Here is a 26,646-nt window from a genome sequence, read left to right as displayed (position 1 = left end):
AACAGCAAAAGAACAATAAATCAAAATCACCCCAGTTCTCACAAATTTGGGTAACATTTAATTTTGAGGCAACGGGGCTCAGCAAAATCAGGGGTTGCGCCTGATTTCGCCCAAGTTAGCGTCGGAGAATGATCTTTTCGCTTGCGACTTTGCCGCCCATTTCGTAGCATGCCCCGCTGTTTCTCGCAACGCCTCTGCGCTGCCGCAGGCGTTACGCGAGACCCGCTTCAGGTTGATGTTTGGCCGCGACCGGCTCATGGCCGGCAGCTCACTTCAGACACTGGCCCTGGCAGGCCCCCTGCATAACACTCGCATGAAGTTCTACGCCGACCTGCACCTGCATTCGCACTACTCTCGCGCCACCAGCAAACAGCTCAATCTTGAATATCTGAGCCAGTGGGCGCAGCTCAAGGGTATTACGATGGTGGGCACCGGGGATTTCGTGCATCCCGGCTGGCTCAACGAGCTGCGCGAGAAATTGGAGCCTGCCGAGGCGGGGCTGTTTCGCCTCAAGGAGGATTACCGGCGGAAGACGCAGGAGGAAGTGCCCAAAGCCTGCGCCGGCGAAGTCCGCTTCCTGCTCACCGCCGAGATTTCCAACATCTACAAACGCCTCGGCCAAGTCCGCAAGATTCACAACATCGTATTCGCGCCGAGCTTTGAGGCCGCGCTGAAGATTCAGTCCCGCCTCGAAAGCATCGGCAACATTCGCTCCGATGGCCGCCCGATTCTCGGCCTGGACTCCCGCGATTTGCTCGAGATCGTGCTGGCCGCCGACCCGCTGGCCTTTCTGGTGCCGGCTCACATCTGGACGCCCTGGTTTTCGGTGCTCGGTTCCAAGGGCGGCTTCGAGGCCATCGCTGATTGCTTTGCCGATCTCACCCCGCACATTTTTGCGGTGGAAACCGGTTTGTCTTCCGATCCGCCGATGAACTGGCGGCTGCGGCAACTCGACCGCTTTGTGCTGGTGTCGAATTCGGACGCGCATTCGCCGCAAAAGCTGGCGCGCGAGGCGAATCTCTTCGACACCGAGCTTTCCTACCCTGCGCTCTATCGCGCCTGGCAACAGGTGGATGATCCGGGCTTTCTCGGCACCATCGAGTTCTTTCCCGAAGAGGGTAAATATCATTTCGATGGCCATCGCGCCTGCAAAACGCGGTTGCATCCTCGCGAGACCGCCGGGCACCAGGGCATTTGCCCGGTTTGCGGCAAGCCAGTAACGGTGGGCGTCATGGCGCGCGTGGAAGCATTGGCCGACCGGCCCGAGGGCGAAAAACCACCGCGCTGGCGGCCCTACACCAATCTCATCCCACTGCCGGAAGTCATTGCCGAGGCCGCAGGCAAGAAGGCCGGCACCAAGGGCGTCGATCAGGTCTTCATGCATTTGCTCCGGAAACTCGGCAACGAGCTTCACATTTTGCAGGAGGCGCCGCTCGCGGACATTGAGCGGCAGAGTTCGCCGGTGGTGGCAGAGGGTATTCGCCGCATGCGCTGCGGTGAAGTGAAGATCGCAGCGGGCTACGACGGCGAGTATGGCGTGATTCAGCTTTTTACGCCGGCGGAACGCCGGGAATATCTCCGGCAAATCAGTTTTGTCGAAATCGGGCTGGCGGAGGCGCCGGCGGAAGCGGAGCGGACGACCAATGGCGCTAAAGCAACGGCTCAAGCGCAGCCGCTCGCGCAGCCAACCGCGCCGCCGCTCCCTTCAGCAAAGGCCGCGGCTTCTCGAGCTTCCCATGCGTTCTCTGAGAATCTTGATCCCTCGCAACGCCGGGCCGTAACGCACGCGGACGGGCATTTGATCATCATCGCCGGTCCGGGCACCGGCAAAACACATACGCTCGTGCATCGCCTCCTTCACCTCCAGCAATCCGGTGAGACGGCGCGCAGCATGCTCGCCATTACCTTCACCAACAAAGCCGCGGAAGAAATGCGCCAGCGCTTGCAGGAACGCATGGGCAACCTGGCGGAAGCGCTCACTATTGGGACGTTTCATGCGTTTTGCCTGGTTTTGCTGCGGGAACATGACGGTGAGCGGCAAAGCTGGGAGATCATCGCTGACGAGCGCCGGAAAACGATCGCGCAAGAATTGTGGCCGGAGGCAAACGCCGCTGAACATTCCCGCTGGCTGGAAGAGATTTCCCTGCACAAGGCCACGCTGGCAGGTCCGGCAACGCCCGAACAAACGGCCCGGCGTGCGCGCTATCAGGCGGCACTGCAACGGCTGTGCGTGTGGGATTTCGATGATCTACTGCTGCAGGCCATCACCCTGCTGGAAAACAGCCCGCAAGTGCGCCAGACAGTGCATCAGCGCTATCGCTGGATTTTTGTCGATGAGTATCAGGACCTCAATCCCGCGCAGCATTGCCTGCTCAAACTGCTGGTGCAGGGTGGCGCCTGTCTCACCGTGATCGGTGATCCGAACCAGGCGATTTACGGCTTTCGCGGCGCAGAGGTGCGCTATTTCAGCCGCTTTGCCGAGGATTTCGCCGGCGCGACGACGATGCGGTTGGAAGAAAACTATCGCTCCGGCGCCACCATTCTCACGGCTTCCGGGCAGGTCATCGAGGCCGGTGCAGACGGCGTGGCGCTGCCGCTTTCGGCAACACTGCTCACGCCGGGGAATCTCACCATCTATGCGGCGCCCACGGCCGAGGCCGAGGCCGAGTTTGTGGTGCACCAAATCGAAAAACTCGTGGGCGGCACCAGCCTGTTCTCGCAGGATTCCGGGCGGGTGGCGCAAACGCCGGAGGGCGGCTACAGCTTTGGCGACTTTGCGATTCTTTATCGCCTGAATGCGCTGCGGCCGCCGCTGGAAGAAGCGCTGCAGCGATCCGGCATGCCGTTTCAGGTTTCCGGCGAGATACCGCTGCGCCGGCGCAAAGGTGTGCCCGAGTTGCTCGCTGCCATGCGTTGGGCGGCCGGACTGCCCTGCGACGCGAATGATTTTGCCGGTTTCGTTGCGCTCCTCGCGCCGGGATTTGGTCCGCGCTCTGCGCAGAAGTTGGCGGAATATTTCACGGCCACGCCGGTGCGCGATGCTCTGCTCCTGGCGCGCTTCGCCGAACATGCGAAACTGGGACCGCGGCCGGCCATGGCACTGCAATTTGCAGCAGAAATCGCCACACGATTTGCCCGGGAACTGCAGGGCTTGGGAGTAGCAACGGCGCTCGCCAATCTGCTGGCTGGCGTGCAGCAGCAGGCAAAGACCCAGGCTCCGCCAGATTGGTGGCCGCATTGGCAGCGCCTGGCGGGACTGGCGCACTGGCACTCCTCCCCGCGCGCGCTACTGGATGCGCTTGCCCTGCAACGCGAGGCGGATCAAATCGAGGCACAGGTGGAAAAGATCTCGCTGCTGACGCTGCATGCCGCCAAAGGCCTGGAGTTTCCCGTGGTTTTCATCATCGGCTGCGAAGAAAACTTGACGCCGATGCAGTTGGAGGAATTGCAAGGCGATCTCGCCGAGGAGCGCCGGCTGTTTTACGTCGGCATGACGCGCGCGCAGGAACGGCTTTATCTTGTGCGTGCCGCCAGCCGCGTGCTCTTTGGCAAGTCGCGCAAATTCGCGGCTTCGCGCTTTTTGTTGGATATTGAAGAGCAACTCAAGGCTTACGAGTATTGGCAGGCCAGAGCAACCAAGAGCAGTGACAAGATTGCAGATCAACAACTCAAACTCTTTTAAACTCGGGGAGGATCGTATGCCTGGAAAACCCAAGAAGAAAACGACAGCGCGCCAAGCAAGCTTGAAAACGATCATTGCGAAGATCGATCAGCTTCGCAGCGAGATGGAAGCTGGATTCAAGCAGACCAACGAGCAGCTTCGCAGCGAGATGCAGGCGGGCAACGAGCAGCTCCGCGGCGAGATGCAGGCGGGCAACGAGCAGCTTCGCGGCGAGATGCAGGCGGGCAACGAGCAGCTCCGCGGCGAGATGCAGGCGGGCAACGAGCAGCTCCGCGGCGAGATGCAGGCGGGCAACGAGCAGCTTCGCAGCGAAATGCAAGCCGGTAACGAACAGCTTCGCGGCGAGATGCAAGCCGGTAACGAACAGCTTCGCGGCGAGATGCAGGTCCAGATCGGACAGCTTCGCAGCGAAATGCAAGCCGGTAACGAGCAGCTTCGCGGCGAGATGCAGGTCCAGATCGGACAGCTTCGCAGCGAAATGCAAGCCGGTAACGAGCAGCTTCGCGCTGAAATGCAAACCGGCTTCGAGCAGGTCAACACACGGATCAGCAGCGTTGAAAAGAACTTGGCCGCTCTCGATGCTTTCACAAGAGAAAATTTGGACGCGCTGGGGAAGATGATTCCCGACGCCGGCAATCAGGCTTTTGCGAGGATCGATCAAAGGGCCAAAGAATGGCATGACAGACTGACTGAAGTGCAGGCCGAGACAAAAAGAACGTCCTTGCTGCAGGACGACAGAACCAACAACCTTGAAAAAAGGGTCGAGCGGTTGCAGACGGAAGTGGCCACATTGCGCCAGGATCATGTCGAATTGCAGCAGCAGGTCGAGACTTTGACCACGAAACCGAGTTGAAAAGCTCATTTCCGCAGGAGGACATCCATGTCCGCGAACACTCCGGAGACAAAAGCATTGGAGCAAAAGGCGTCTTGGGCGGACGCCATAGAGCATCTGACTCGCCTCCAGGAAAAACTCTCCCGGGAGATCAAGCAACTCAATGAAGGCGTTGCACAAAGAATTTCATGACTGGTACTTGCCGGCGCGGGAAGAAATGGAGAAAAGACGGCAGGCAATACGCGCCCGCAAGCTTCAAATCGCCCAGCAACAAGGTTCTCTCTTCGAAAACCAATAATTGATTCTCAACCATGCCCGCAGGAACTGCTGATCCCCCCGGCTTCGGCCGCGCGATGCGCCTCGACAAATGGCTCAAGCTCGCCCGCATTTTTCCGAGCCGGGAACAGGCCGCGCGCGAATGCGAGTTGGGCCGCGTCAAATTGAATGACCATGTCGCCAAGGCTTCGAAGACCGTCAACGTCGGCGACGTCTTGACCGTCAAAATCTCACATCACTATCGCACGCTGACGATCAAGGAAATCCCCATGCGCGGCCTCTCCGCGAAAGATGCCAAACTCATCTACGAGGAGACCACGCCCGAGCTGTCACCTGAAACGCTGGAGCTGATGAAGCTGATGAAGACAGCAGAACGGCGACTGCCCCGCCCCGCAAAAGGCCGGCCCACCAAGAAGACTCGCCGGGAACTCGAAAGCTGGCGGGGGCAAAGGCGAGCATGAAGCGATCCCGGAATCCCCTCTCCCCTGCCGCGGCGCGCGGCACCCGCAACACGAACCCGCCCGCGCGCGGGCGGCGGCGCCTCAAGCTCCTCATGGCCATCACTGGCGGGTGCCTCGGCTTTCTTTCCTACCCCGCCATCAACTGGACGCCGCTGGCCGCGCTTGCCTATGTGCCCTATTTCTGGCTGCTCAATCACTGCGACGGCATCAAAGAAACGGTGAAATACACCTGGCTGTATTCCTTCGTCATGGCGCTCGGCGGCTTCTTCTGGATCGCCTACACGGTGGTTGAATTCGGCGGGCTGCCGTGGTGGCTGGCCGTGCCCATCGTGCTGCTGTACGCGGCAGTGGGCGCTTCCAATCTTGCAGTCACCGGCGGTTTGGTGGCGTGGCTGCGCCGGCTACTTTCCATGAAGTGGCAGGTGTTGTGGGTGCCGGCGGTGTTTGTCATCGTCGAACGGTACTTCCCGAAATTATTCGACTGGTACGTCGGCAACGCCATTTATCAAGTGATTTCGCTGATTCAGATTGCCGATCTCGGCGGGCCGTTCCTGCTCACGATGCAAATCTTATGGGTCAATTACGCCATTTTTGCGCTGCTCGAACCCGTGCTGCGCAGGCGCCTGCCGCACGGCTCGCCGGCGCTCTTCGACAACGCCGAGAGAATCATCACCGCCGGCGTGGGACTGGCCATGCTGCTGTTCAGCTTTGGGTATGGCCACTTTCGCCTGCAGCAAGTCGAAGCAGAGATGCAGCGCGCCACGCACAAGAACATCGGTGTGGTGCAGGGGAATCTCGGCAACTACGAACGCCTGCAGGCGCAATACGGCAACTCCGCCACGATTTACAAGTTTTTCGAAGTCCACCGCGACCTCACGCTCGAACTGCTGCAGCAGCGCCGGGAAAAACTCGACCTGGTGTTGTGGCCGGAAGGCGGGTATCCCTATCCGTTTCCGGAATTCCATCCGACGCATCAAGAGCTGGCGGATTTGGCCGAGAAAGCCGGCGCGCCGATCGTCACCGGCGGCTACGTGCGTGAGCGCAAACCCGTCTACAAGATCTACAACTCGATGAGCCTGACCGCGCCGGGCAAATTCGAGCCGGCGGCATTGTACAAAAAACACATTCTGCTGGCCTTCGGCGAATACATGCCGTTCTCCGATTGGTTTCCCGCGCTCAAGGATTTGATTCCGGCGGTGTCAACTTTTGGCGCCGGCCCCGGGCCGGAGATCATGGTTTACGGCGATTTTCGCATCGCCCCGCTGATTTGCTACGAGGCGCTCTCGCCGCACTACATGCGCGTCTACGATCAAAAAAACGCCAACCTCATCTTGAACGTGACCAACGACAGTTGGTACAGCCGCTATCAGGAGCCGGAGCAGCATCTCGCGCTCTCGCAATTGCGCTGCGTCGAAGCGCGCATGGCGCAAGTGCGCAGCACCAACACCGGCATCTCCGCGGTGATTTTGCCGACCGGTGAGATCACGAATCGCACGGCCTTCGATGAGGCCGCGTCCTTTGCCGCTCAAGTTCCGTTGCTGGAAATGCCGCCGACCATCTACGCGCGCTTTGGAGACTGGTGGGTGGGATTGCAGGCACTGCTGCTGGCGGGAATGATCGCCACGCGTTGGTGGCAGCGAAAAAAATGAAAGGCATACCGTGCTTCGGAATGCCTTTGCCTCCTGCCCTTCGACAATTTCTCAGCCAAACCGTCTGTTCACGCGCCAAAGAAAGCTGCTGGCCGGCTAGGGGCGAAATTTCAAAAAATTTTCGAAGCCGCTCGCTGGCGCTCGCTCTGTAACAGCCGTGCTCCGACCTACGAATTTGCAAGCTTTCGACGGTCACCTTCCACCCAAAGAAAATGATCAAATGATTCAAATGACCAAATGATCAAGATTGTCCGGAGCGCACTGCACGGACGTGGTTGCCGTTGGTGACATTGTGGGTGCTGCAATCGCCACTGTCGAAGAGGACTACCCACGCCACGCCCGCAGATCCTTTGTCCGCGGTCCAAATCCAGCGTTGTGTCTTGTCAAACACGGGATCGATGTACAAATCGCCGTTCTTTTTCGTTGGCTCCATCAGAGACATTGCCTCTTCCAGGGTCGGCAGCCGCCAATCGTTGTAGCCAGCGAACCTCTCGCGATTGAGTTTCTGAATATGCTTTTCGGCGTCTCCGAAACGCATTGAGTCATTAGAACCGCCTTGCTGCCACATGAGGCCAGTGGCATGATCGACCACTACTTTCACGCCAGAGCGGTCACGGATTTCATAAACATGGGGCAATCCGCGTGCATTCTTGTTCCAATCGGTAGCGAAGAGGTCAACCGATTCCAGCATGTGCTTCACTTCACCCGTACTGAGCCTTTTTTCCGTAGCTCTGAGCACGAAAGGTGGTTCGCTCTCAGTTAGATCAACTTTTGCCAAATCACATTCTAGTTTGTGTTGTGTTCGCCATTGATGTCGAACTATCTCTACCAAAAATCGCTTCATTTGATCCGTCCACTTCAGTCCCGTGCAGGCTTTCTCGCCGGCCAAGAACTGCTTCACAAACAGATATTCCATGATTGAACGATGGGCAAATTTGTAATTGCCGCCGGCATCGCGGTTGAGCAGGGAACGGCCGCGGAGTTGCCAATCATCGAGATTGATCTTCCATTCCCGGGCGAGAGGCAGGAGCTCGGCACCGGCAATACGCTCAGCACCGCGCTTTTCGCGGTTGAGGTAGAGATCAACTGCTAGGCGCTCGGAAAAGGCACGCAAGGACTCGGGCGGCACCCAGCCCTTTTCGCGTTCGAACCATTTCTCCACCATGATGTCGTACAATTGGAATGAGTGTTCGATATTAGTGTTGCTGTCCAGAAGGTCCGGAATGTAGGCCAGCAACATAGGACGAACGCTGAGCAAGGGAATTTTTTGAACCAATTCACGCGCTTTCTTGCGTTTGTCAGGTCGAAATATTGAATAGCGCTTGCGGATATACAAATCGACCTGCGCGTCGGTGAGTGGGGTCAAGTAAAGTTTCCAAAATTCATAAACGCGGGACTGGCCGAGGCGGCGCGGGCCAATTCGCGCAATACCGGTTTCTTTCGGTATTTCTTCATCACTGGGAAAGAATTGAGTGCGACAAGTGATCAACACCCGCTTGAATTCACGACAGGCTTCCATCAATTCAAAAAGCCGGTCACGATGGTCTTTGATCGCTTGGGTGTCTTCATCAAAGGCGTCGAGGAAAATGACCGTATCGCGTTTGTTATCGATTTTTGCAATGACTTCGTTGACGTTGGGTATGCCAAGTGGAATAACAGCCAGACGGTGACGGCTGCGTTTGGCCCGGTCTTGGTTGTCAGCGTAGTAGTTCAACACAAACGAAGATTTGCCCATGCCGCTATCAGCCAACAACAGGAGATGACGAGAATGGGGTTCAACGGAGAGATACTCGTCAATTTTTTCAAAGAGACCTTCCTTGGTGACAACAACCTGACGAATCTCTGCTTCCTGCGCCGGATCAATGCTGGAGCAATTCGGACGAATGTAATAGTGCGTGGAACGTTCAATCGTTCCGCGATCATACAATTCCGCACCAAAACTCTTTTCAAGCAGCCGCTGCGTGCGCCACTGTTTCCATACGGGATAGCCAAATATGGCAGTCACAACCGATGCCAGTGCCCCTAGGATTCCAATGATTGCTTCCGGACTAAATGACATGGTAAAACCTCATGTTGTTACTCTTTCGCATCCGATGACACCTTCTGATCACATTAGTACTAAAACGGCAAGCACACGCTGTCTTCTTCAGAGGGCCAGCTTGACCCCGGCGGGTCGCATGTAATAGCCCACGGGCAGCGCCCTGGGAACCGATGGGATTTGTCGCATTTAGCCCTGCAGGGGCGGCATTCCTGATGCGGTTCTATGGCGCCCTGGTGGGGCTTGGTGATTTCTCCTGACCACGGTTTTCCCAGGGCGTTGCCCTTCGCTGCTACATTTCGCCCCCTTGGGGCTATTTGTCTGTGCCATAGAATTCGACTCAACGTTGTCGTATTGGCACGGTGCGTTCGCCACAGCGCGCGTCCTTCAGCTCCGGAGCGGGCCACAGGTTGTTCGACGGAAACTCCACCATCACATACGGCATTCTCTCCTTCGTGCCATACAGCTCGCGACCGGTTTCGTGGATCAACACCAGGGGCACGCGCTGCTCTTTCAGCCGGGCCAGAATGCCGTGCCGGTGTTTCCGGTGGAAGCCGCAACCGAAGCGCAGGCCGCGCCAGGTTTCGTGCAAGCGCAACCCCGTCAAAGCAGCCAGCCGTTGCGCGTCGGCACCGAAGGCTTCGTAGTAGCAGCCGATTGCAACGAGACAAAGATGGCCGGCAAAGCGCCACCGCAGCCAGCGCACTTGTTGCTGCAGCCTTCTCATGCGCCGCAGGGGCTTGGTGAGCAGGGTGACCTTGCGCGGCGTGAGCTTGAAATAGTGCCGCAGAAAAGGGAACTCCCGCCACAAGCGCACCACGCAGCCGCGCGTCTGGGCGTGCTGAAAATGCCCCAGATAAGAGTTGAGCATGGCCAGGCATTTGTTCAGCGTTGGCTCATCAAAACGGTAGGCCGTGTAAGTCGGCAGCCGGGCCACCAGTTGGCGCTCAACCTGCCGCAGTTTCTCGCGCAGGTTGCCGATGACGCGCCGCCGCACCAATCGGCGGCCGGGGGACACGATGAAGCCGGCAAAGTCGATTCCACCTGCCACTGGGCCGAGCCGCGTTGCCCGTTCATTCAGCCGCAGCGCCAGCCGTTCTGCGAGGAAGACGGCAATCGCCGCGTGCCATTCCTGCAACTGTTGGGCGTCGGCAGCGAGAAGAATGCAGTCATCCACGTAACGCAAGTAATGGCGGCACCGCAAGACGTGCTTGACGAATTGATCCAATTCATCGAGGTAAACATTGGCAAAGAACTGGCTGGTGAGATTGCCGATGGCCAAGCCACAAAACGGCGCGGCATGGAACAGGGACTTGTGCCGCGGCAACAGGTCGCGCAGGTTGTCGCGATCTTGCAACACGTAGTCGGCAGTGGGATCGTGAAACACGATGACGCGCAAGAGTTGCAGCATTTGCGGATCACGGCAGCGCCGCGCCAATATGTCAAAAAGCCGGCGGCGGTCAATGGTCATGAAGAAATTGTGAATGTCGATCTTGTGAAAATAAGCTCGCCGCCGGCCATTGGCGGTAATTCGGCACAACATTCGTTGCAGCGCTTTCGCCGCCGCATGAATGCCTTTACGGTTACGACAGGCGTAGGAATGATGGATGAAGCTCTTCTCCCAGTGCGGCGCGATTTCACCATAAACGAGGTGGTGGACGACGCGATCCCGAAAGTCAGCGGCGAAAATCTCGCGGGCCTTCGGTTTGCGCGTGTAAAAGCAGATGGAGGTAGCCGGCTGGTAGCGCTGCTCCCGCAGCTCGGCGAGGAGCTGAAGCAGGTTTTCCTCATGATTCAGCTCGAACCTTAGGGCACTGGCGCGATTGCGCTTCGTGCGGCGGCACGCCAGATACGCCTGGTACATCCGCGGGAAATTATCGAGCGGATGATGATTCTCCGGAGCGCACTGCACGGACGTAGTTGTTGTTGTTGACATTGTTGGTGTTGCAATTGCCATTGTTGAAGTTGACTTTCCACGCCACGCCCGCAGGCTTGCCCCGACACTTACGGTTCCGCTGCGGCGGAACCCACGTCCAATCCATTCCCGCTGGCGGGATAGGATTGCCGGCAAGCTCATACCCCAGACCCGCCAACAACCGTCCGGGGTGGCCGGGGCGCACAATCATCGCTGGGCACGCTCCTGCGACGCCTGGGCAGGCGACGAGGATTCTGGCCGTCCACTTTTTTGCAGCGCGGATTTCAACCAGCCTTCATTCTGCTTGCACAAGTCCACCACCTCGTTGATACTGTACTGAAATGAATTGAAATTCTGAAACGCGCGCATGTCTTTGCACAAGCGCACAGTCATTTTCAAATCTTCGAGCCGTTCACGGTTTTCCAGCAGGATTGCGGCCTTGTTCTCGGCGTCATTGGCGCGGCGAATCAGGCGCATCACCTCCCGGGAGAGCTGGCGCAGCTCGGCGCCCAGCGTGTATTTGTCGTAACGGCTGAACCCGCGCACGATCTTTTCGAAGTAGAGCGTCAGATCGTAGGCTTTTTTGTAAATTGGGAGATGCTCGTATTGGGCCATGGCAGGCTCCTTTTCCAAAAAAATTTTTCGAGGCCGCTCGCCCCGTGGGATACTCATCATTGATCTGATTATTGATCTTGTGGTCCCACTATCCCACGGGGCGAGCTTTGTAACAGCCTTGCTCGGGCCTATGAGTTTGCAAGCTTTCGATGGTCACGTTCCACCCAAAGAAAATGATCAAGTGATTCAAATAACCAAATGATCAAGATTGTCCGGAGCGCACTGCACGGACGTAGTTGTAGCGGTTGACATCGTTGGTGTCGCAATTGCCATGGTTGAAGTTGACTAACCACGCCACGCCCGCAGCTTGTTTACTCGATGTCCAAATCCATTTTTGCGTGGCATCAAAAATCGGGTCAATATACAAATCACCGTTCTTTCTCTCAGGCTCCATCAATGACATCGCTTCTTCCAGAGTCGGCAGACGCCAGTCGTTGTATCCCGCAAACTTGATGTGGTTCAAGCTGTCAACATAAGCTGAAGCCTGGTCATGGGTCATAGTTTCTTTAGAGCCGGAACGCTGCCAATAGAGTTTAGTATCGAGTTTGGTAGCGCCGTCATAAACCACCAGACTGTCGTTTTGCAGTTGATATTGATGCACAATGCCTTTGCCCTCAGGATTCCAACCGGAGTCATAATAGTCCAATTTTTTGAGTCGCTGTATGACGGCATCTTGAGAATACCTCAGTTGCTCGCCTTGCTTGGCAATCTGCTTGTCCTTTTCAAGCGAGCTACGTATGCCCCAATAGGCCAGACCGGAGAATCCAGCAAGAACAACGATTATTGTGTATAGGATCAGACGGCCACGATGCCGGCGTTTCTGGCTGATTTGCAGCAGCCGTTGTTCCGAATCGGCCAATTGCCGCATCCCTTGGTAACCCTTTTCCACCACGGTGAGGTCGGCTTTGTCTAGCCAGACGTTTATCTCGTCAGCTTTGAAATCAGGCAGCTTGCTGCTCAGTACCCGCGCCGCGCGTTGGCCGGGCTTGTCGGAGTTTTGGTATTCGCGCATGATCACCGGCGCCAGAATGTCGTGCGCCAATCGGGTGGAAGCATTCTGTTTCTCTTGGCCATCGGTGAGCAGGTAAAGGCGTTTGCATTCGACCAGCAGCGGTTCGAGAATTTCTTGGCGGTGGCTGTAGGCCCGCCGCAATTCAGTCAGGCTGCAAGTTCCGGCGGTGCCATGAGGCGTAGTGTGGGCGTGGAGCAGATCGAGCGCGAGGCCGGAGGCCACCACCTCCTCATTCCACTGCCGCAACTGCGCCATCTGCTGCTGCAGAAATTCATCCATGGCAATGCCGGCGCTCTTGAGCTGGTGATAGAGCGGTAAGGTGAAGCGCGGCGCGTGGGGACTTTCTTGCACGGCGCTGTGCCAGAGCTTGGTTAATACCATCTGCAGCACCGGCGCGATGGCCGATTTCTGGTCGGCCAAAAGATCGGTCGCAATGGTCTCCGCCAGGTCTCCCTGTTCACTTTCGGCAATTTCGAGATGATATTTCTCCTGCGTGTGGGCAGAGCGGGTCAATCCCTCCACCGCTTCGATGATGCCCGTGCGGTCGAGCTGCCGGAGAAACATCGGCGCATGGGGCAACGAGAATGATTGGAAGGCAGCTTGAATCTCCGGATGGTATTCCTTCCGATAGCTCAGAATGAGCTTGCCGCGCGGGCGTTGGCCGGGATGATCAAAAACGCCCATGCTCGCTGCGAGAAAGACTTCCAACTCGCGGCCGGTTTCCGGGTGATTCTTGAGCGGCTGAGTGAAGGTCTCCTCCGCCTGGTCGAGAATGACAATGAGCGGCCGATTAGTTTTCGCTTCGATCCTGAGCCAAGCCTCCAGCAGTGCGGCGGGTTCCTCGGTGGTGGCGCCGGCGGCTTGCAGAGCTTGCAGCAAGGTCGCGGTCAAGCCTTCGGTGGCATCGCGGCGAGCATATTGCACCGTGTAGTCGTGCTCGAGGCGCGGCAAGAGTCCGGCATCGAGCAACGAAGACTTGCCCACGCCGGATTCGCCGTAAAACAGAATGATCGGGTGAATGCCGGTGACGTAGTTGTACAGTTTCCGAATCTCGGCGCCGCGTCCGAAAAAAATGGCAGCGTGCTCTTTTCTGAAATATTCCAGTCCGATGAAGGGCTGTTCCGGCAGCTTGATGAAGTAGTCTTCAGGAATCTCCGGCAGGCCGAACAACGGATTGCCGGCGGCATCGGGCAGGTTCCAGTCTTTGACTTTCTCCGCGCCTTCGCGGTAGCAGATTTCCCACGGAAACCGGTCGGGCGTTTCGGTTTTGCCTTGCCAGTGCAGCGCCCGCCAGTCCGGGCCTTTTTCCATCTTCACTTGATCCACGGCCTCGGCCCAGGCGCGCTCGATCGTATGGCCCGCGGCCAGACCCTTGTAAAAGCGCACCGCCAAGTCCGCGGCCACGGCGTCGTCGATGGTCCGGGCAGTGCCGATCACCGCGGGAATGCCGGCTTCCTTCAAATCCAGGGCATGCTGCTGCGTGCTGCAGCCGTTCAGGAAGACCAGTTTCAGTCCGAGTTGTCTCACTAGAAACGAAACCAAGCCCTCACGATGCGCCGCGGCATGCGCGCCGGCCAGCGATTCGAGCAAGAGTTCGAAGCTGTCGGCATGGCCGCCGAAGTGGAAGATGGCGATGCGGTCTTGGAATTCTTGAAAGACATCGCAGATGTTTTCGACCGTGGCGTTGGCTCGCTCTTCCACCTCACATAGTTGGGCCTGCCGCGCTTTCTGCAAGGCTTTTCGAATGCCGTCGAGTTCAGCGGGCAGGTTGCGCAAATAGGCACCGCCTTGAACGCGGTCTTGGGCAAAGGCCAGGAAGATGACGGGTTTTTGTGTGGGCTCATTCATGATCATTTCTCATTCACGATGTTGGCATTCATTCAGTCCGCCGGAATGTGGCGAAAAAATGCAGAACTGCCGGCGCAAAAGCAAGCAGCGAGTAGGCCCTCCGTTATCTGCGGAGAAAGCTGCCGCCACCGCACTGGCATGCGGACACTTTCCCATCGAATTGCAGCGATGATTCTCAAAATGCTGCCGCAGCCGCAGGTGTGTCGGGATGAGTGGTTTATCGCAGGATTAGCGAGCTTTTTGGTCTCAGGTGGGAAATTTGCAGGCAGGGAATCTACAGGAGGCCGCGGAATTCGTCAATGCCAAGATCGGCATCGCGCAGAATGCCCCGCAACGTGCCGGCCGGCAGGGTCCGGCCTTTGTGAATGGGAACGGTCACACGTTAGACTTGTCCGAAACGAAGGCTTGTCGCTTTTCGCACGAAGCTCGGCCGGCAAAATAGCGACTTGGGCATCATTTTGGCAAAGCAATTTTTTGGAGCAAGCCGTCGCCACCGCGCTGGCAAAATGCGCGATTCGCACCGCGCGCGGACGGCGTTGGTGAGAATCGGGCATTTCTATTTTGGACTTGCCACGGCCGCGCAAACTCTCCTGCAATGGTTCCAGAGTCGAGAGGACCGCAATGGAATTTGGTGAAGGACACAGCGCTGAAAAATGGCCTGCAATCTTCGAGCGAGGCATTTCGCATTGCGCTCGAACGGTACTTGGATGAAGGATAATTTGGAACAGATTTGAAACGATGGCAACGCTGGCTCACAAAAACAAGGCATTAGCTAGCCAAACCGCTCCTCGGTCCAGGGGTCGCCGTGCATGTGGTAGCCGTAGCGCTCCCAGAAGCCCGGCGCGTTGCGCTCGAGCAACTCCAGTCCATTGAGCCATTTCGCGCTTTTCCAAAAGTAGAGCTTGGGCACCACCATCCGCAGCGGCCCGCCATGATCGCGCGCCAGCGGCTGGCCGCCATACGTGTCGGCGAGAATCACGTCATCATCATACATCTCATCGAGCAGCATGTTCGTGGTGTAGCCGCCATAAGAATGCTCCATCACCACCCGAGCCGCGGGCAACGGCTTCGCGCGCTCGGCAATCGCGGCAAACGGCACGCCCTCCCACTCGGAATCCAACAGACTCCAGCGCGTGACGCAGTGAATATCCACGTGAATCTTCTTGCGCGGCAACGCCTGAAATTCCTCCCAAGTGAGAGTCATGGGATTCTCCACCAGCCCCCACACCCTGAGCCGCCAGTCCTGGCGATCGATCACCGGCGTCTCGCCATAAGTGAGCACCGGAAATTTCTCCGTGCGATACTGTCCCGGCGGAATACGATCACGCAAATCGGCATCCGGCCGGCGACGGGGATCGGCCTGCCGCAGGCGTTGCACACGCTTGATCGGATCGAAAATCGACATAAGGGCAAATCTCCAAGATGATGCAAGTCCGGCATTTTTTCTGAAACAAACCCCAATGCGGTTTGCTTTATTCCACCATTCGCAGGTCCAGCACGCAGACGATGGCGGGCTGGCCGGAGTGGAATATAGCCTGAAATCATTCTCGTGCAAGCGCTGTTTGTTGCCGCACCGGTGCGGTCAAGCGAGGGCATGCGGGTGGCAGCAGTGGCGTGACAGGAACCGGCCGGTGGAAGGAGACGGACAGCATCCTGCGACGGCTGAACCGGGCGTGTACTGCCCGCGCCCAGCGTCAAGGCATCAAGACGAGGGAATCGGGAAAGACCATGTAGCAAATTCGCTGCGTGGTATCGGCGAGGCTGACCGCGGTGAGGCAAACACTGCCGCGCTGCCGGTGCGACATTGACAGCACCGCATTCGGAGTTTCCGGGTTGATATTGAGTTTTGCCCAGGTGAGGGCGGCAAATGATCGCTCGCCTCCGCCCATGGCGGCCGGCCGGCGATACCAGGCCTGCGCCCGCAGCGCTGCTGCCATCAACGTCTTCGCGATCTCATCGCGCTGATGAAGGTCGACTTCTTCGCGGTAGAGTTCCATGCCGCGCACCACGGCAAGGGCGATGATAACGGCAGCCAAGATAAACGGAAGGAATTGCTGGTTCCCCATAACGAACCCATCCCAAGTAGAACCACCTTACCCAAGCAGACCGGCAGCGTTCTGACAGAAAAGCCCACCGTGCCAGAACCATCTAGAAATAATGACACGAGGCGGGGGATGCGGAAACCCCGCCATGACATTTTGTTATGGTAAGATTTCAATTGCTTCTTCGGCGGGAAATTCCCACTGTTTGCCGGGCGATCCCATGCCCGCTCAAAGTGACTGCCGTCCGGGCAGTCTCCTGGTTTCATGACCGGCGCGCTCCCGCAGCGTCCACCACGCCGAACCGATACCGTTGTGAGGAAATATGCGATCCAACCACAGACCTTTCCAGCTTGCCGCGCTGTTGTTCGTTGCCCTGCTGGCCGGTTATGCCGTGCTCGGCCGTTTCGGCAGTAGCGAAACGAAGCAAGCATTTCACCGTTCGCGACCGCCTTCCGGGGCCATGCAGGCGCTGAACTTTTTTTCTGCGGCGCGCGCTTATCCCAACCGAATCATTCCCGATCAGGGCTTCTATCGTGCGTTCGAGTTCACTCGCACGGCCTTGGCCAAAGGCAGAGTTCAGTCATCAGCCAATTCGCAGTGGAAGCTGCTCGGCCCGCAAAACATCGGCGGTCGAACCAATGCCATTGCCATCAATCCCAAGAACCCCAACACCATCTACGTGGGGGCAGCCAGCGGCGGCCTCTGGCGCAGTTTCACCGGCGGCGTGGGCGCACAAGCTTGGGAATACGTTGAGACCGGCTTTCCGATGCTGGGCGTCGGCGCCATTGTGATTGATCCGGCCGACACCAATGTGATCTATGTGGGCACCGGCGAAGTCTATGGCTATCAGGATGCCACCGGCGGGGTGACGGTGCGCACGACGCGCGGCAGCTATGGCATCGGCATACTCAAAACCACCGATGGCGGCACAACGTGGTCGAAATGCCTGGACTGGAGCTATCATCAACGCCGCGGCGTGCAGGCGCTCGCGTTGCATCCCACAGATTCCCGCATCCTCTACGCCGGCACCACCGAGGGCACGTTCAAATCCAGCGATGCCGGCGCGACCTGGGCGCAGGTGCACAGCGTGCTCATGGCCATGGACGTTGACCTCAATCCGCGCCACCCGGACACCGTCTTTGTAGCGTGCGGCAATCTCGGCAGCCCGGGTGCCGGCGTCTATCGCACGCGCGACGGCGGCGAATTCTGGCAGAAGCTGGGTAATGGCTTGCCTGCCAACTACACCGGCAAAACCATCCTTGCGATTCACCAGGCCAATCCGCAAATCATGTATGCCGACGTGGCAAATGATTTCAGCGGCATCGGCCTCTTTCGCAGCAACGACGGCGGCACGAGTTGGGAGCAAGTCTCGAATCTCAACATCGCGCAATATCAGGGCTGGTATTCTCATTTTGTCTGGGTGCATCCGCGCCATCCCGACACCGTGATCGTGGGCGGCATCGATCTGTGGAAGTCAATTGATGGCGGCCGCACGCTCAGAAAAAAGTCGAACTGGGCGGCGTGGTACTTTGGTGTCGTGCCGGTGGGCGGCCCGGAAGGCCCGCCAAATTACTCGCATGCCGATCATCATGCCGTGGCGGAAGATCCCGTCAATCCGGAGATCATCTATTTCACCAATGATGGCGGTGTGTTTCGCAGCACCGACGGCGGCGAAACCTTTGCAGGCTTGAACGGCGGGTATGCCACCACGCAATTCTACCAGCGCTTCTCCAACGCCGGCGGTGATTCCGCGCTGGCCATCGGCGGCCTGCAGGACAACTGCACGGTGGTTTACGAGGGCACCCCGGCCTGGCGCCGCGTGCTGGGCGGCGACGGCTGCTGTACCGCCATCGATCCGTTCAACGACAACATCATGTATGGCGCCAGCCAGTATTTGGGACTTTACAAATCAACCAATCGCGGCAAGGAAAATTCCTGGTTCGGCGCGAGCAACGGCATCATCCGTGACACGAACACCACCGGATTCGTCGCGCCCTATCTGGTCGCGCCCTCGAACGGCAATATCCTCTATGCCGCCACCGATCGCGTGTACAAGTCCACTAACGCTGCCGGCCAGTGGCTGGCCACCAACAACAACTTTCCGCTGGACGGCAACCCGGTGTTGTGTTTGGCGGTATCCGCAACCAATCCTGACACCGTCTACGCCAGCACTGCGCCGATCTACAGCCGCCCGCTGCTTTTCTTCAGCAGCAACGGCGGCGCCACCTGGGAAGATATTACCGCAGACCTGCCGGATCGTTATCCGATGGACCTGGCCGTGGATCCGCATGACAGCCGGAAAGTCTACCTGGTGTTTTCCGGCTTCGGCACTTCACACTTGTTCAGATCCGATGATGCCGGGTTGCGCTGGCAAGATCTGGGCACCGGCCTGCCGGATGTCCCCTCCTCGGCGATTGCCATCGATCCGCAGTTTCCCCATCATCTCTATTTCGGCAATGATCTCGGCGTTTATGTTTCACGCGACGGCGGCGCGCATTGGCAAAGCTGGCAGAACAACATGCCCACCGCGCTGGTGATGGATCTGTCCGTATCACCGCATAATCGCGCGCTGCGTGCCGCCACGCACGGCAACGGCGTGTGGGAGCGGCCGCTGCTCGGCGAACCGGCAACTGTAATCGCGCAGCCGGCGACGGGCGCAGTGCGCGGCTTCACGCTCTATCAGAATTATCCCAACCCGGTTTCCCGCCGGCTTGCCGGCCGCGGCGAAACCACGCTCAGTTATCAATTGCAGATGAGAGCGCGAGTGCAACTGGCCATCTACAATCTTGCCGGCCAGCAGCTCGCGGCCGTCATTGACGAAATGCGGCCGGCCGGCGCCCACCAAGTGCGCGTACAGCTCAAGAATCTTGTGCCCGGTACTTATTTCCTCCGGCTGCAGGTCGGCGAATTGGCGCAAACGCGCAAACTGCTGGTGGTGGATTAAGACGCGTGCCGGTCGTGACCCTCTCGCCTCGGCCGGCGTAGCATGCCGTCCGATGCGGAATTCGCTGCAATCTCAAACGCAAAGGCAAGCAATGATGCAAAACATGAAATCGCGCCGGCCTGCCGTGCTGCTTTTTGGTTTGATATTGACGGCGCTGTGCGCCGACGCAATGAGGCTGCACGCGCAAGCAGAGCTGCCGGCGCTCGGCTCCTTGCGCGAGCAGGCCCGCCTGCAACAAGAATGGCTCAAACTCCGCCTGGAAAACGTGCTGCCGCCGTTGCTGCGGCGGCACGGCGTCGAAATGTGGCTGGTCATCTGCCGCGAGTACAATGAAGACCCGGTCTTTTTCTCGCTGGTATCACCCACCACGTTTGCCGCGCGGCGCCGCACCATCTACGTTTTCCATGACCGTGGTGAGAAACTGGGGGTCGAGCGGCTGGCGTTGGGCGGCAGCTCGCAGGGCGGCCTGTACACGGTGTATCGCGATCCGGAGGTGGAACAGCGCGAACTGTGGGGAAACGCACAATGGGCTTTGCTGCGCAAGTTGATCGAAGAGCGCCAGCCTGCCACCCTCGGCATCAACGTCTCCGCCACGCATGCCTTTGCCGATGGCTTGTCAGCGAGTGAAAGAGAGGCGCTCGAGCAAACGCTTGGTGACAAATGGCGCAGCCGTCTCGTGCGCGCCGAGTTGCTGCCGCTGGATTATCTCGCGCTGCGGCTTCCCGAGATGCTGCCCACCTATTGCAAGCTGATGCAAATCGCGCACGCTTTGATTGCACGCGGCTTTTCGCGGGAAGTGATCACCCCGGGGCGAACCAGCAGCGAAGACGTCGTGTGGTGGCTGCGCCAGCAGGTCAATGCTCTCGGTCTGTCGACCTGGTTTCATCCTTCCGTCACGGTGCAGCGCCGCGGCCGCGCGCGTGAGAGCTTGCTGGCCGAGCACGAAGGCGTGGTGATCGAGGCCGGCGACGTGCTGCATGTCGATTTCGGACTCACAGCACTGGGATTACACACCGATACGCAACACATGGGCTATGTGCTGCGGCCCGGCGAACGGGAACCGCCGGCAGGGATTAAACGCGCGCTACAGAATGCCAATCGCCTGCAGGATCTGCTGCTGGAACGCATGCAGCCGGGCCAGAGCGGCAACGAGATTCTGGCGAAGGCCCTGGCTGCCATGAAAGCCGCAGGGCTGGAGGGCAGCATCTACACGCATCCCATCGGTGACCACGGCCACGGCGCCGGTCCGCTGGTGGGATTGTGGGATCGCCAGGAGGGTGTGCCGGGCCGCGGCGACGTGGTCTTGCTGCCGGACACCTGGCATGCGATCGAATTGTCGGTGTCCACGCCGGTGGCGGAATGGGACGGGCAGGTGCTTTGGGTCGGCATGGAGGAGGAGGCAGCGATCGACCAGGCCGGCAAAATCTCATGGGTATTGCCGCGGCAGACGGAGTATCATGTGGTGAGGTAGTGTTGGCGCAATTGCGAGGAAATGTATGCTCACGCCGGGTCGAACCCAATCCCGCCGGGGCATGACACACGACCGGAATTCTGTTCCTGCCCAGCAATGCGCCGTTGCAGACTTGCCGAGCGAACCAATGACCTCACTTCAAGGGATCGCAAGACTTGGCCTTGCAGCAGCGCAACGCTTGCGCTTGCATGGATTTTTTTCTATTTTGTTTCGCCCGCTGGTGGTTGCCGGCCGCAGAGACCGCCTGTAATCGCACTTTCGTAAACCGGCGGGGCAGCGGGCGGCTTCACCGGCGAAGCCTTCGCTCGCAAGCAATCATCCCGTGACCGACATTCGATGGCTCGCATGCCAACCTCAACCATCGCAAGAAAAACTCATCGCCGGCCCGCCGCGCCACGGCCGCCGGCCACCGTCGCGCCCATTCGCGTCGCCATACTCGATCTTTACGACAACCTGCCCAACGAGGGCATGCGCTGCATCAAAGAACTGCTTGCGGAGAGTGACGGCAAATACTGGGCGCAGCCGGTTGCCTTCGAGGTCTTTGCAACGCGCTACAAGGCGGAGATTTGTTCGCTGGATTTCGATATCTTTGTCTCCACCGGTGGGCCGGGCAGCCCGTTTGACGGCGACGGCAAGGTGTGGGAACGCCGCTATTTCAAATGGTGGGAGGCGGTTTGGCGGCACAATCAGCGGGCAACACGCGCGCAGGCCCGCAAGTATGTCTTTGCCATCTGCCATTCTTTTCAAATGATGTGTCGTTTCTTCAAGCTGGCTGAAGTCACCAAACGGGGCTCGAAATCGTTCGGCATCATGCCGATTCACAAAACGCCTGCCGGCGAGCGCGAGCGTCTCTACGCCGGCCTGGAGAATCCGTTCTACGCCGCGGATTTCCGCGATTGGCAGGTGGTCGAGCCCAACACCCAGACCCTGCAAGCCCTGGGCGCGGAGATTCTCTCGCTCGAAAAGATCCGGCCGCATATTCCGCTGGAGCGCTCGATCACCGCCATCCGCGTCTCTCCGGAAATCATCGGCGTGCAGTTTCATCCGGAGGCTGACCCGCGCAGCATGCTGGTGCATGCCGTCAAGCCGGAGCGCAAGCAGGACATCATCGCCAAGCATGGCGAAAAAAAATACGCCGAGTTGATGCGCCGGCTGCAGGATCCGGATTGCCTCGCCGCCACGCGCCGGGCCATCATCCCCGGGTTTTTGCAGGAGGCCATCGCCAAACTGCGGCCCGAGTTTTCCGGCCAGTCATTGAACTAGCGCTGCTTAGCAAATGAGCGCACGCAAGGCAAAAAAGACCCACTACTCCATCCGCGAAGTGAGCCGCATCACCTCGCTGCAGGCCTACGTCCTGCGCTATTGGGAGACGGAATTTCCCGAGTTGCGTCCCAGGAAGAATCGCACCGGCAGCCGGGCTTATTGCCTGGACGACATCAAGCTCATCTTCCTCATCAAAAAATTGCTCTACCGCGAGAAATACACCATCGCCGGCGCGCGGCAACGCTTGAAAGCCATGCGGCAAACCAGCCCGCAGTTGTCACTCTCCTTCGACGACCTGCGTAGTGAAGATGCAATCTTCGAAATCAAAAAAGAGCTGGAGAACCTGCTGAAACTGCTGCCGCCCAAGCCCGCGGCCGCAACCGGTGGGGGCGCGGCATCCGCCACCACGCCGGCAGCCACCGGCCGTGATCTGCCCTCACCAGCATCGCCATCACCATCCGAACACATACCGGATTGATCAAGACGGCATACAGGATTCCCACATTTTCCGATCACTCTTTCATCCAGGCGGGAGCGGAGTATGAGAAAAAGCACGCAGCATTGGACGCTGGCATTCTTGGTCGGCTTCTCCCTCTTCCTGCCCGGCGCCGCCCGGCCGCAGGGCTTGGGCAGCGCCTCCACGACGCTGAAATTGAACAGCCGCACGGTGCTCATCAGCGAAGGCTGGAGCAGCGACTACATCTTGAAGAGGCCGGCGCAGGTGATTGCTTCGTTGCAGCTCTACTCCGAAACCAGTTGGGAAGACCCGGCGGTGCCCGGCTTGGTGCTGGGTGTGGCAGTGGACGGCAAGCTGCGTTCCCATATCGTGACCTTCCGGGGGCGCGCTTTTCATTACTATGAAGTGCACCTCGGCTATCTCTTCGCCGGCAACCATACGCTGGAACTGCTGCGCGCCGATTCCTCGGAGATCGAACGCCAACGCGAGCTGAAGATGGTCAATGTCCGGCTCGACCTCTATGAGGAAAATCATCCCAACTATGCCATTCTCGCGCATGCGCCTCTGCTCTTCGGCCGGCGCGATGGCCGCCGCACCGATGTGCCGCTCCTGCTCGCCTACACCGCCAAGTACGATGCGGCGCGGCGGCCGCAGCAGCTCACTTACACCGTCGTCTACAGCAATGAAGATGGCGGCACGCCGCCGCTTGGCCTCGTGCATCGCTGGGGGCGATACGCGGATATTGAATGGGCCTACCGCGTTGAACTTGAACCCAATGGCGAACGCAAGAACGCGTTTTATCAAGGCCGCGATCACAAAACCATCGAATTCCGCGGTGGACTCGAAAACAGCCAGCCCACGATGCAGGTGGTCACGCGCAACAACATGCTCTCCGACACGCTTGCCAGCCGGCTGCGCTTCGCCCTGCCGCCCCGGCTCGAATTACCGGAAAACGAAGCGCGCGAGCGCCTGCTCTTGACCCAGCCCTGGACCTGGCAAGTGAGCGCGGCCGAGGCGCGGCGCGAACAACACCAATGGCTGGCAACTTCCCCGGAAGAGCCGATCGCGGATTTGCGCCGCTACCTCTTCGTGGAATTCCGGGCACAACCGCTGCAACCGAACCGCGAGAGCGGCGGTTTCTTCATTGCCAAATATCGCACCGCGGCAGGCGAGTATGCCTCCCACTTGTGGTCGCCGCAACTCCTCATCACTTCTGCTGCGCCGTATGCACGGCAAACCGCCCTGCCCCTGCCAGACGGCACCACCGCGGAAGATCTGCTCTGGCTTGACTTCGTCGCTGATCCGGCGGGCGGCGGCGTGATGCTGACCGCCATCAATCAAATCTTCGCGCTCGATGAGCAGGATTTGCCGCGCATTTGGCCGCCGAGCTGGTCCGGCCGGGTGCTGCTGCCACCGGGCGAGTCGGTGCGTTTCCACATCGAAGGCTTTCACATGAAACGCGCCAAAGCACTGCTGCTCGCCGCGGAGAACTGGTCGTTCAAGATTGACCCCTGGCTGCAGGGCAGCCCCACGCGCTGGGGCGAGGGCCGGATTCATGAACAACTCTGGCCCAAGGTGCGCCTGGGTGATGCGTGGCAGGAGGCAAACCTTGCCGGCTATGAGGGCGTTTCGTGGTTTCGCCACCAGTTCACTCTCGACCGCAGTTGGCGCGGAGAAAAAGTATGGTTGAGCCTGGGAGAGGTTGACGGTGCCTGCCAGGTATGGCTCAACAACAAGTCCCTGTTTGCCGCGGATTCAAACGGCAGGGCTGCAGCGGAGAAACCGCCGGTTCTGGATCTCACCACTGCGATTCGCTTCGAGCAGCAAAACAGCCTGGTGATTCGCGTTGATGGCCGCGGCACCTTGCCGGCGGCCTTGCGTGGGCCGGTTGTCATTGGCAATTTGCAGAGCGCGGCCGTGCAGCGCCGGCCGGCCGCCATGATGGAGCCGAGCCTGGATGAATCCGAGCCATTTGAGTATTTGCGCCGGCCGTGGGCCTTGCTTGGTGCGCGCAACGCCACGGCAACGGCACAAGTCACGGCGGAGGGGTTTCTCTACACCGGCGCAGCGGAATTCATGTTTTTCGGCGGCGCGGATTTGCAGCCGCTCACCTGCCGCAGCAAAACTCTCCAAGATGATTATCTGCCCATCGTGAGCTTCGGCGCGAGTCGTGACGGCTTGCGTTACCGCTTCAGAACTTTCACCACCTCGCCGGCCGATTCCTCCAGCGAAGCGCTGCATTATGTGCAAGTCGAGATCACCAACACCGGCGAGGGCCCGCGGGCTGCGCCGTTCGGCGTGGGCGTGCGGTTTCGCGGGGAGGGCGTGCGCCTGCCGAGCGTGATGCCATTCCAGCCGGAGTGGCAATATCGCGTAGCCGGCCGGCAACTGCTGCGCGGGAATGAAGTCATTTGCATTCTGCCCGAAACGCCACCGGCGCGCATCGAACTGCCGGCGCGCGTGAGGCTTGCCCCGAATGAGTTGGCCGGTTTGGTTTCCTACAGTTTCACTTTGGCGGCCGGTGAGTCGCGCCGGCTGGCGCTGCTGATTCCGGCGAGGCCTTCGACTGCGCCGGTGAGCAGCGCGCCGCCCGACGCACAACTCGCTGCGACACAAACCGCCGCGCAGTGGCAACAATTTCTGGAAGCTGGCACGCGCTTCGACTTTCCGGAAGCAAAGATCGGGCAGGCAGTGCGGGCGCATCTCATCTTCAATGCCATCCGGTTCGGTGAACCCGCGCGCCTCGATCCTTCTCACTTCGGCCAGGCGGCAGAGGCCGCCGCCTCGTTTGATTTGATGGGTCATCATGCTCTGGCTGAAAGAATGCTCCTGGGGATCTCGCGGCGATTGGCGGCGAACGGCATGCCCGCCGATTCAACTTCTGTTGCCGCCTGGGAAGCCATTGCCCATCTCAGCCGGGCGATACGGCAACATCTCGAATTCACCAACAACTCTGCGACCGGCCGGACTTTCCTCCAGGCGGCGCAGGGCATGCTGACAAACGAACCGGACCAGGCGCAGGCTGAATCGCTGACTTGGCGAGTGTGTGCCCTGGAGAATGCCGCGCAGATCGCAAGGTTGAGCGAGGCACCGGCAGAGGCGGAGAGATACCTGCAGCAACACGCGGCGTTACAGACCATGCTGCGGCAGAGATTCTCCAGTCGATCATCTTCGGTTGGCACCACGGGATTGGGCACGAGCATGACAGCCGCAGAGGCTCGTGAACTCCTGGTGGCCATGGTGGTGACACAGGTGTTGGACCTTCGCGATGACAAGGTCACCGCCGCCATTCGCACGCTGCGCGGCAGTTTTGAAGAGGGCTTGTATGTGCGGCCGGAAGATGGCGGGCTGGATCCTTACACGACCTTGCTGCTGGCGGGGACTGCCCTGCTCCGCAAGGAGTCAGCAGCGGCGGTACAAGACCTGTACGCTGTGCTTCTCCACACCAGTGCCGGCCATCAAATCATCGGAACACAAATGCCGCCGTGGGGAGACCGGGAGGAACGCGAGATGAATCTGCCCGACCAGGTTCTGGGCGCGCAACTGATCGCCCTGGTGCGCAACATGCTGCTGCGCGAGGAGAGCCGCGATTTGCATCTGTTCCCGGCGGCCTCGCCGGCCTGGATGAAGCCCGGCGGCAAAATCACCCTGACCAATGCCAGCACAAAATTCGGACGGGTTTCAATCACCGTCACCACGCAGCCAGACCGGCTGGTGATCGACTTCGATCAACAATGGCAGGTGGTTCCGCGTTACGTTTGGTTTCATGTTCCCGAATTCGCCGAGGTGGTGAGTGTTTTGGTCGACCGGCAGACGGCCACCCCGCAGGCAGATCTCATCGCGCTTTCACCGCATGCCCGGCGAGTCGAGTTAGTTTGGAAAAATGCCGGAGGGAGCCGCCGCACCAGTCTGGCGGCCACCATCGATGATTTTCGGCGGGAGTATCTCGGCCGCTATCAGCTTTGGCAAGCGCAGCGACAGCCGTGAGACATGCAGTATTCGGCCGGCCCGGCGTAACTCGTGCCACGACGGCAAAGATGCCGCAGCGGCGGTCAACAATGCCGAACTTGCGGAGGGATTAGCTGCCGTGCATGTCAGTCTCTGCCACGAGACAGCGGAGACGCCAGAAGCAAGCTCGTAT

Annotated in this window: 16 protein-coding genes; 10 read left to right on the top strand and 6 right to left on the bottom strand. The window is 59.2% G+C overall.

Features of this window, described 5'->3' with window-relative positions:
- Positions 1-313 precede the first annotated feature (313 nt).
- The 5 genes from L6R21_09625 to lnt all read left to right on the top strand — a co-directional run bounded on the left by L6R21_09625 (position 314) and on the right by lnt (position 6,900).
- A complete protein-coding gene (locus tag L6R21_09625; protein MCK6559446.1) occupies positions 314-3,682 on the top strand; it encodes a UvrD-helicase domain-containing protein in 3,369 nt (1,122 codons plus the stop codon).
- Positions 3,654-4,535: a gp58-like family protein gene (locus tag L6R21_09620; protein MCK6559445.1), complete on the top strand. Its 882-nt coding sequence runs from the start codon at positions 3,654-3,656 to the stop codon at positions 4,533-4,535. Before L6R21_09625 ends, L6R21_09620 begins: the two co-directional genes overlap by 29 nt.
- A 27-nt stretch (positions 4,536-4,562) precedes the next feature.
- Positions 4,563-4,706 (top strand): hypothetical protein, encoded by a 144-nt coding sequence (locus L6R21_09615; GenBank protein MCK6559444.1) that lies wholly within the window; start codon positions 4,563-4,565, stop codon positions 4,704-4,706.
- A gap of 119 nt (positions 4,707-4,825) precedes the next feature.
- Complete coding sequence (locus tag L6R21_09610; protein ID MCK6559443.1) at positions 4,826-5,251, top strand: RNA-binding S4 domain-containing protein; 426 nt, start codon at positions 4,826-4,828, stop codon at positions 5,249-5,251.
- Positions 5,248-6,900 (top strand): apolipoprotein N-acyltransferase, encoded by a 1,653-nt coding sequence (lnt, locus tag L6R21_09605; protein ID MCK6559442.1) that lies wholly within the window; start codon positions 5,248-5,250, stop codon positions 6,898-6,900. The genes L6R21_09610 and lnt overlap by 4 nt, the downstream gene beginning before the upstream one ends.
- A 241-nt stretch (positions 6,901-7,141) precedes the next feature.
- Here lnt and L6R21_09600 read toward each other — a convergent pair whose 3' ends face one another.
- From L6R21_09600 to L6R21_09575, 6 genes are all read right to left on the bottom strand, one after another.
- Positions 7,142-8,959 carry a DUF1566 domain-containing protein gene (locus L6R21_09600; GenBank protein ID MCK6559441.1) on the bottom strand — a complete coding sequence of 606 codons (1,818 nt, stop codon included), beginning with the start codon at positions 8,957-8,959 and terminating at the stop codon, positions 7,142-7,144.
- A 319-nt stretch (positions 8,960-9,278) separates the two neighbouring features.
- Entirely contained in the window at positions 9,279-10,802 is a 1,524-nt protein-coding gene (locus L6R21_09595) for an RNA-directed DNA polymerase (GenBank protein ID MCK6559440.1), read from the bottom strand.
- Positions 10,803-11,060: 258 nt separating this feature from the next.
- Positions 11,061-11,468 (bottom strand): four helix bundle protein, encoded by a 408-nt coding sequence (locus L6R21_09590; protein MCK6559439.1) that lies wholly within the window; start codon positions 11,466-11,468, stop codon positions 11,061-11,063.
- A gap of 202 nt (positions 11,469-11,670) precedes the next feature.
- Positions 11,671-14,328, bottom strand: a complete 2,658-nt coding sequence (locus tag L6R21_09585) for a DUF1566 domain-containing protein (protein MCK6559438.1) — start codon at positions 14,326-14,328, stop codon at positions 11,671-11,673.
- A gap of 772 nt (positions 14,329-15,100) precedes the next feature.
- Positions 15,101-15,733 carry a sulfite oxidase-like oxidoreductase gene (locus tag L6R21_09580; GenBank protein MCK6559437.1) on the bottom strand — a complete coding sequence of 211 codons (633 nt, stop codon included), beginning with the start codon at positions 15,731-15,733 and terminating at the stop codon, positions 15,101-15,103.
- A gap of 289 nt (positions 15,734-16,022) precedes the next feature.
- On the bottom strand, positions 16,023-16,394 hold the full coding sequence (locus L6R21_09575) for a hypothetical protein (GenBank protein MCK6559436.1): 372 nt from the start codon (positions 16,392-16,394) through the stop codon (positions 16,023-16,025).
- 298 nt (positions 16,395-16,692) lie between these two features.
- On the opposite strand from L6R21_09575, the gene L6R21_09570 reads away from it, so the two are divergent.
- The 5 genes from L6R21_09570 (at position 16,693) to L6R21_09550 (ending at position 26,492) form a co-directional block, all read left to right on the top strand.
- On the top strand, positions 16,693-19,314 hold the full coding sequence (locus L6R21_09570) for a T9SS type A sorting domain-containing protein (protein ID MCK6559435.1): 2,622 nt from the start codon (positions 16,693-16,695) through the stop codon (positions 19,312-19,314).
- Positions 19,315-19,417: 103 nt separating this feature from the next.
- A complete protein-coding gene (locus tag L6R21_09565; protein ID MCK6559434.1) occupies positions 19,418-20,785 on the top strand; it encodes a M24 family metallopeptidase in 1,368 nt (455 codons plus the stop codon).
- A gap of 345 nt (positions 20,786-21,130) precedes the next feature.
- Positions 21,131-22,048 (top strand): GMP synthase, encoded by a 918-nt coding sequence (locus L6R21_09560; GenBank protein MCK6559433.1) that lies wholly within the window; start codon positions 21,131-21,133, stop codon positions 22,046-22,048.
- Between the two features lie 13 nt (positions 22,049-22,061).
- Positions 22,062-22,526, top strand: a complete 465-nt coding sequence (locus tag L6R21_09555; protein ID MCK6559432.1) for a MerR family transcriptional regulator — start codon at positions 22,062-22,064, stop codon at positions 22,524-22,526.
- A gap of 63 nt (positions 22,527-22,589) precedes the next feature.
- Positions 22,590-26,492 (top strand): hypothetical protein, encoded by a 3,903-nt coding sequence (locus L6R21_09550; GenBank protein ID MCK6559431.1) that lies wholly within the window; start codon positions 22,590-22,592, stop codon positions 26,490-26,492.
- The last annotated feature ends 154 nt before the right edge of the window (positions 26,493-26,646 follow it).

It is taken from the genome of bacterium (assembly GCA_023150945.1).
In the GTDB taxonomy this organism is placed as follows: domain Bacteria; phylum Zhuqueibacterota; class Zhuqueibacteria; order Zhuqueibacterales; family Zhuqueibacteraceae; genus Coneutiohabitans.
The sequence above is the reverse complement of the archived record's forward strand: the minus strand, read 5'-3'. Positions and strand labels throughout refer to the sequence as shown.

Excerpts from the sequence above, each read along its gene's own strand:
- L6R21_09625 (MCK6559446.1), top strand. The coding sequence starts at position 314 with ATGAAGTTCTACGCCGACCTGCACCTGCATTCGCACTACTCTCGCGCC.
- L6R21_09615 (MCK6559444.1), top strand. The coding sequence starts at position 4,563 with ATGTCCGCGAACACTCCGGAGACAAAAGCATTGGAGCAAAAGGCGTCT.
- L6R21_09610 (MCK6559443.1), top strand. The coding sequence starts at position 4,826 with ATGCCCGCAGGAACTGCTGATCCCCCCGGCTTCGGCCGCGCGATGCGC.
- lnt (MCK6559442.1), top strand. The coding sequence starts at position 5,248 with ATGAAGCGATCCCGGAATCCCCTCTCCCCTGCCGCGGCGCGCGGCACC.
- L6R21_09600 (MCK6559441.1), bottom strand. The coding sequence starts at position 8,959 with ATGTCATTTAGTCCGGAAGCAATCATTGGAATCCTAGGGGCACTGGCA.
- L6R21_09595 (MCK6559440.1), bottom strand. The coding sequence starts at position 10,802 with ATGTACCAGGCGTATCTGGCGTGCCGCCGCACGAAGCGCAATCGCGCC.
- L6R21_09590 (MCK6559439.1), bottom strand. The coding sequence starts at position 11,468 with ATGGCCCAATACGAGCATCTCCCAATTTACAAAAAAGCCTACGATCTG.
- L6R21_09585 (MCK6559438.1), bottom strand. The coding sequence starts at position 14,328 with ATGAATGAGCCCACACAAAAACCCGTCATCTTCCTGGCCTTTGCCCAA.
- L6R21_09580 (MCK6559437.1), bottom strand. The coding sequence starts at position 15,733 with ATGTCGATTTTCGATCCGATCAAGCGTGTGCAACGCCTGCGGCAGGCC.
- L6R21_09575 (MCK6559436.1), bottom strand. The coding sequence starts at position 16,394 with ATGGGGAACCAGCAATTCCTTCCGTTTATCTTGGCTGCCGTTATCATC.
- L6R21_09570 (MCK6559435.1), top strand. The coding sequence starts at position 16,693 with ATGCGATCCAACCACAGACCTTTCCAGCTTGCCGCGCTGTTGTTCGTT.
- L6R21_09565 (MCK6559434.1), top strand. The coding sequence starts at position 19,418 with ATGAAATCGCGCCGGCCTGCCGTGCTGCTTTTTGGTTTGATATTGACG.
- L6R21_09560 (MCK6559433.1), top strand. The coding sequence starts at position 21,131 with ATGCCAACCTCAACCATCGCAAGAAAAACTCATCGCCGGCCCGCCGCG.
- L6R21_09555 (MCK6559432.1), top strand. The coding sequence starts at position 22,062 with ATGAGCGCACGCAAGGCAAAAAAGACCCACTACTCCATCCGCGAAGTG.
- L6R21_09550 (MCK6559431.1), top strand. The coding sequence starts at position 22,590 with ATGAGAAAAAGCACGCAGCATTGGACGCTGGCATTCTTGGTCGGCTTC.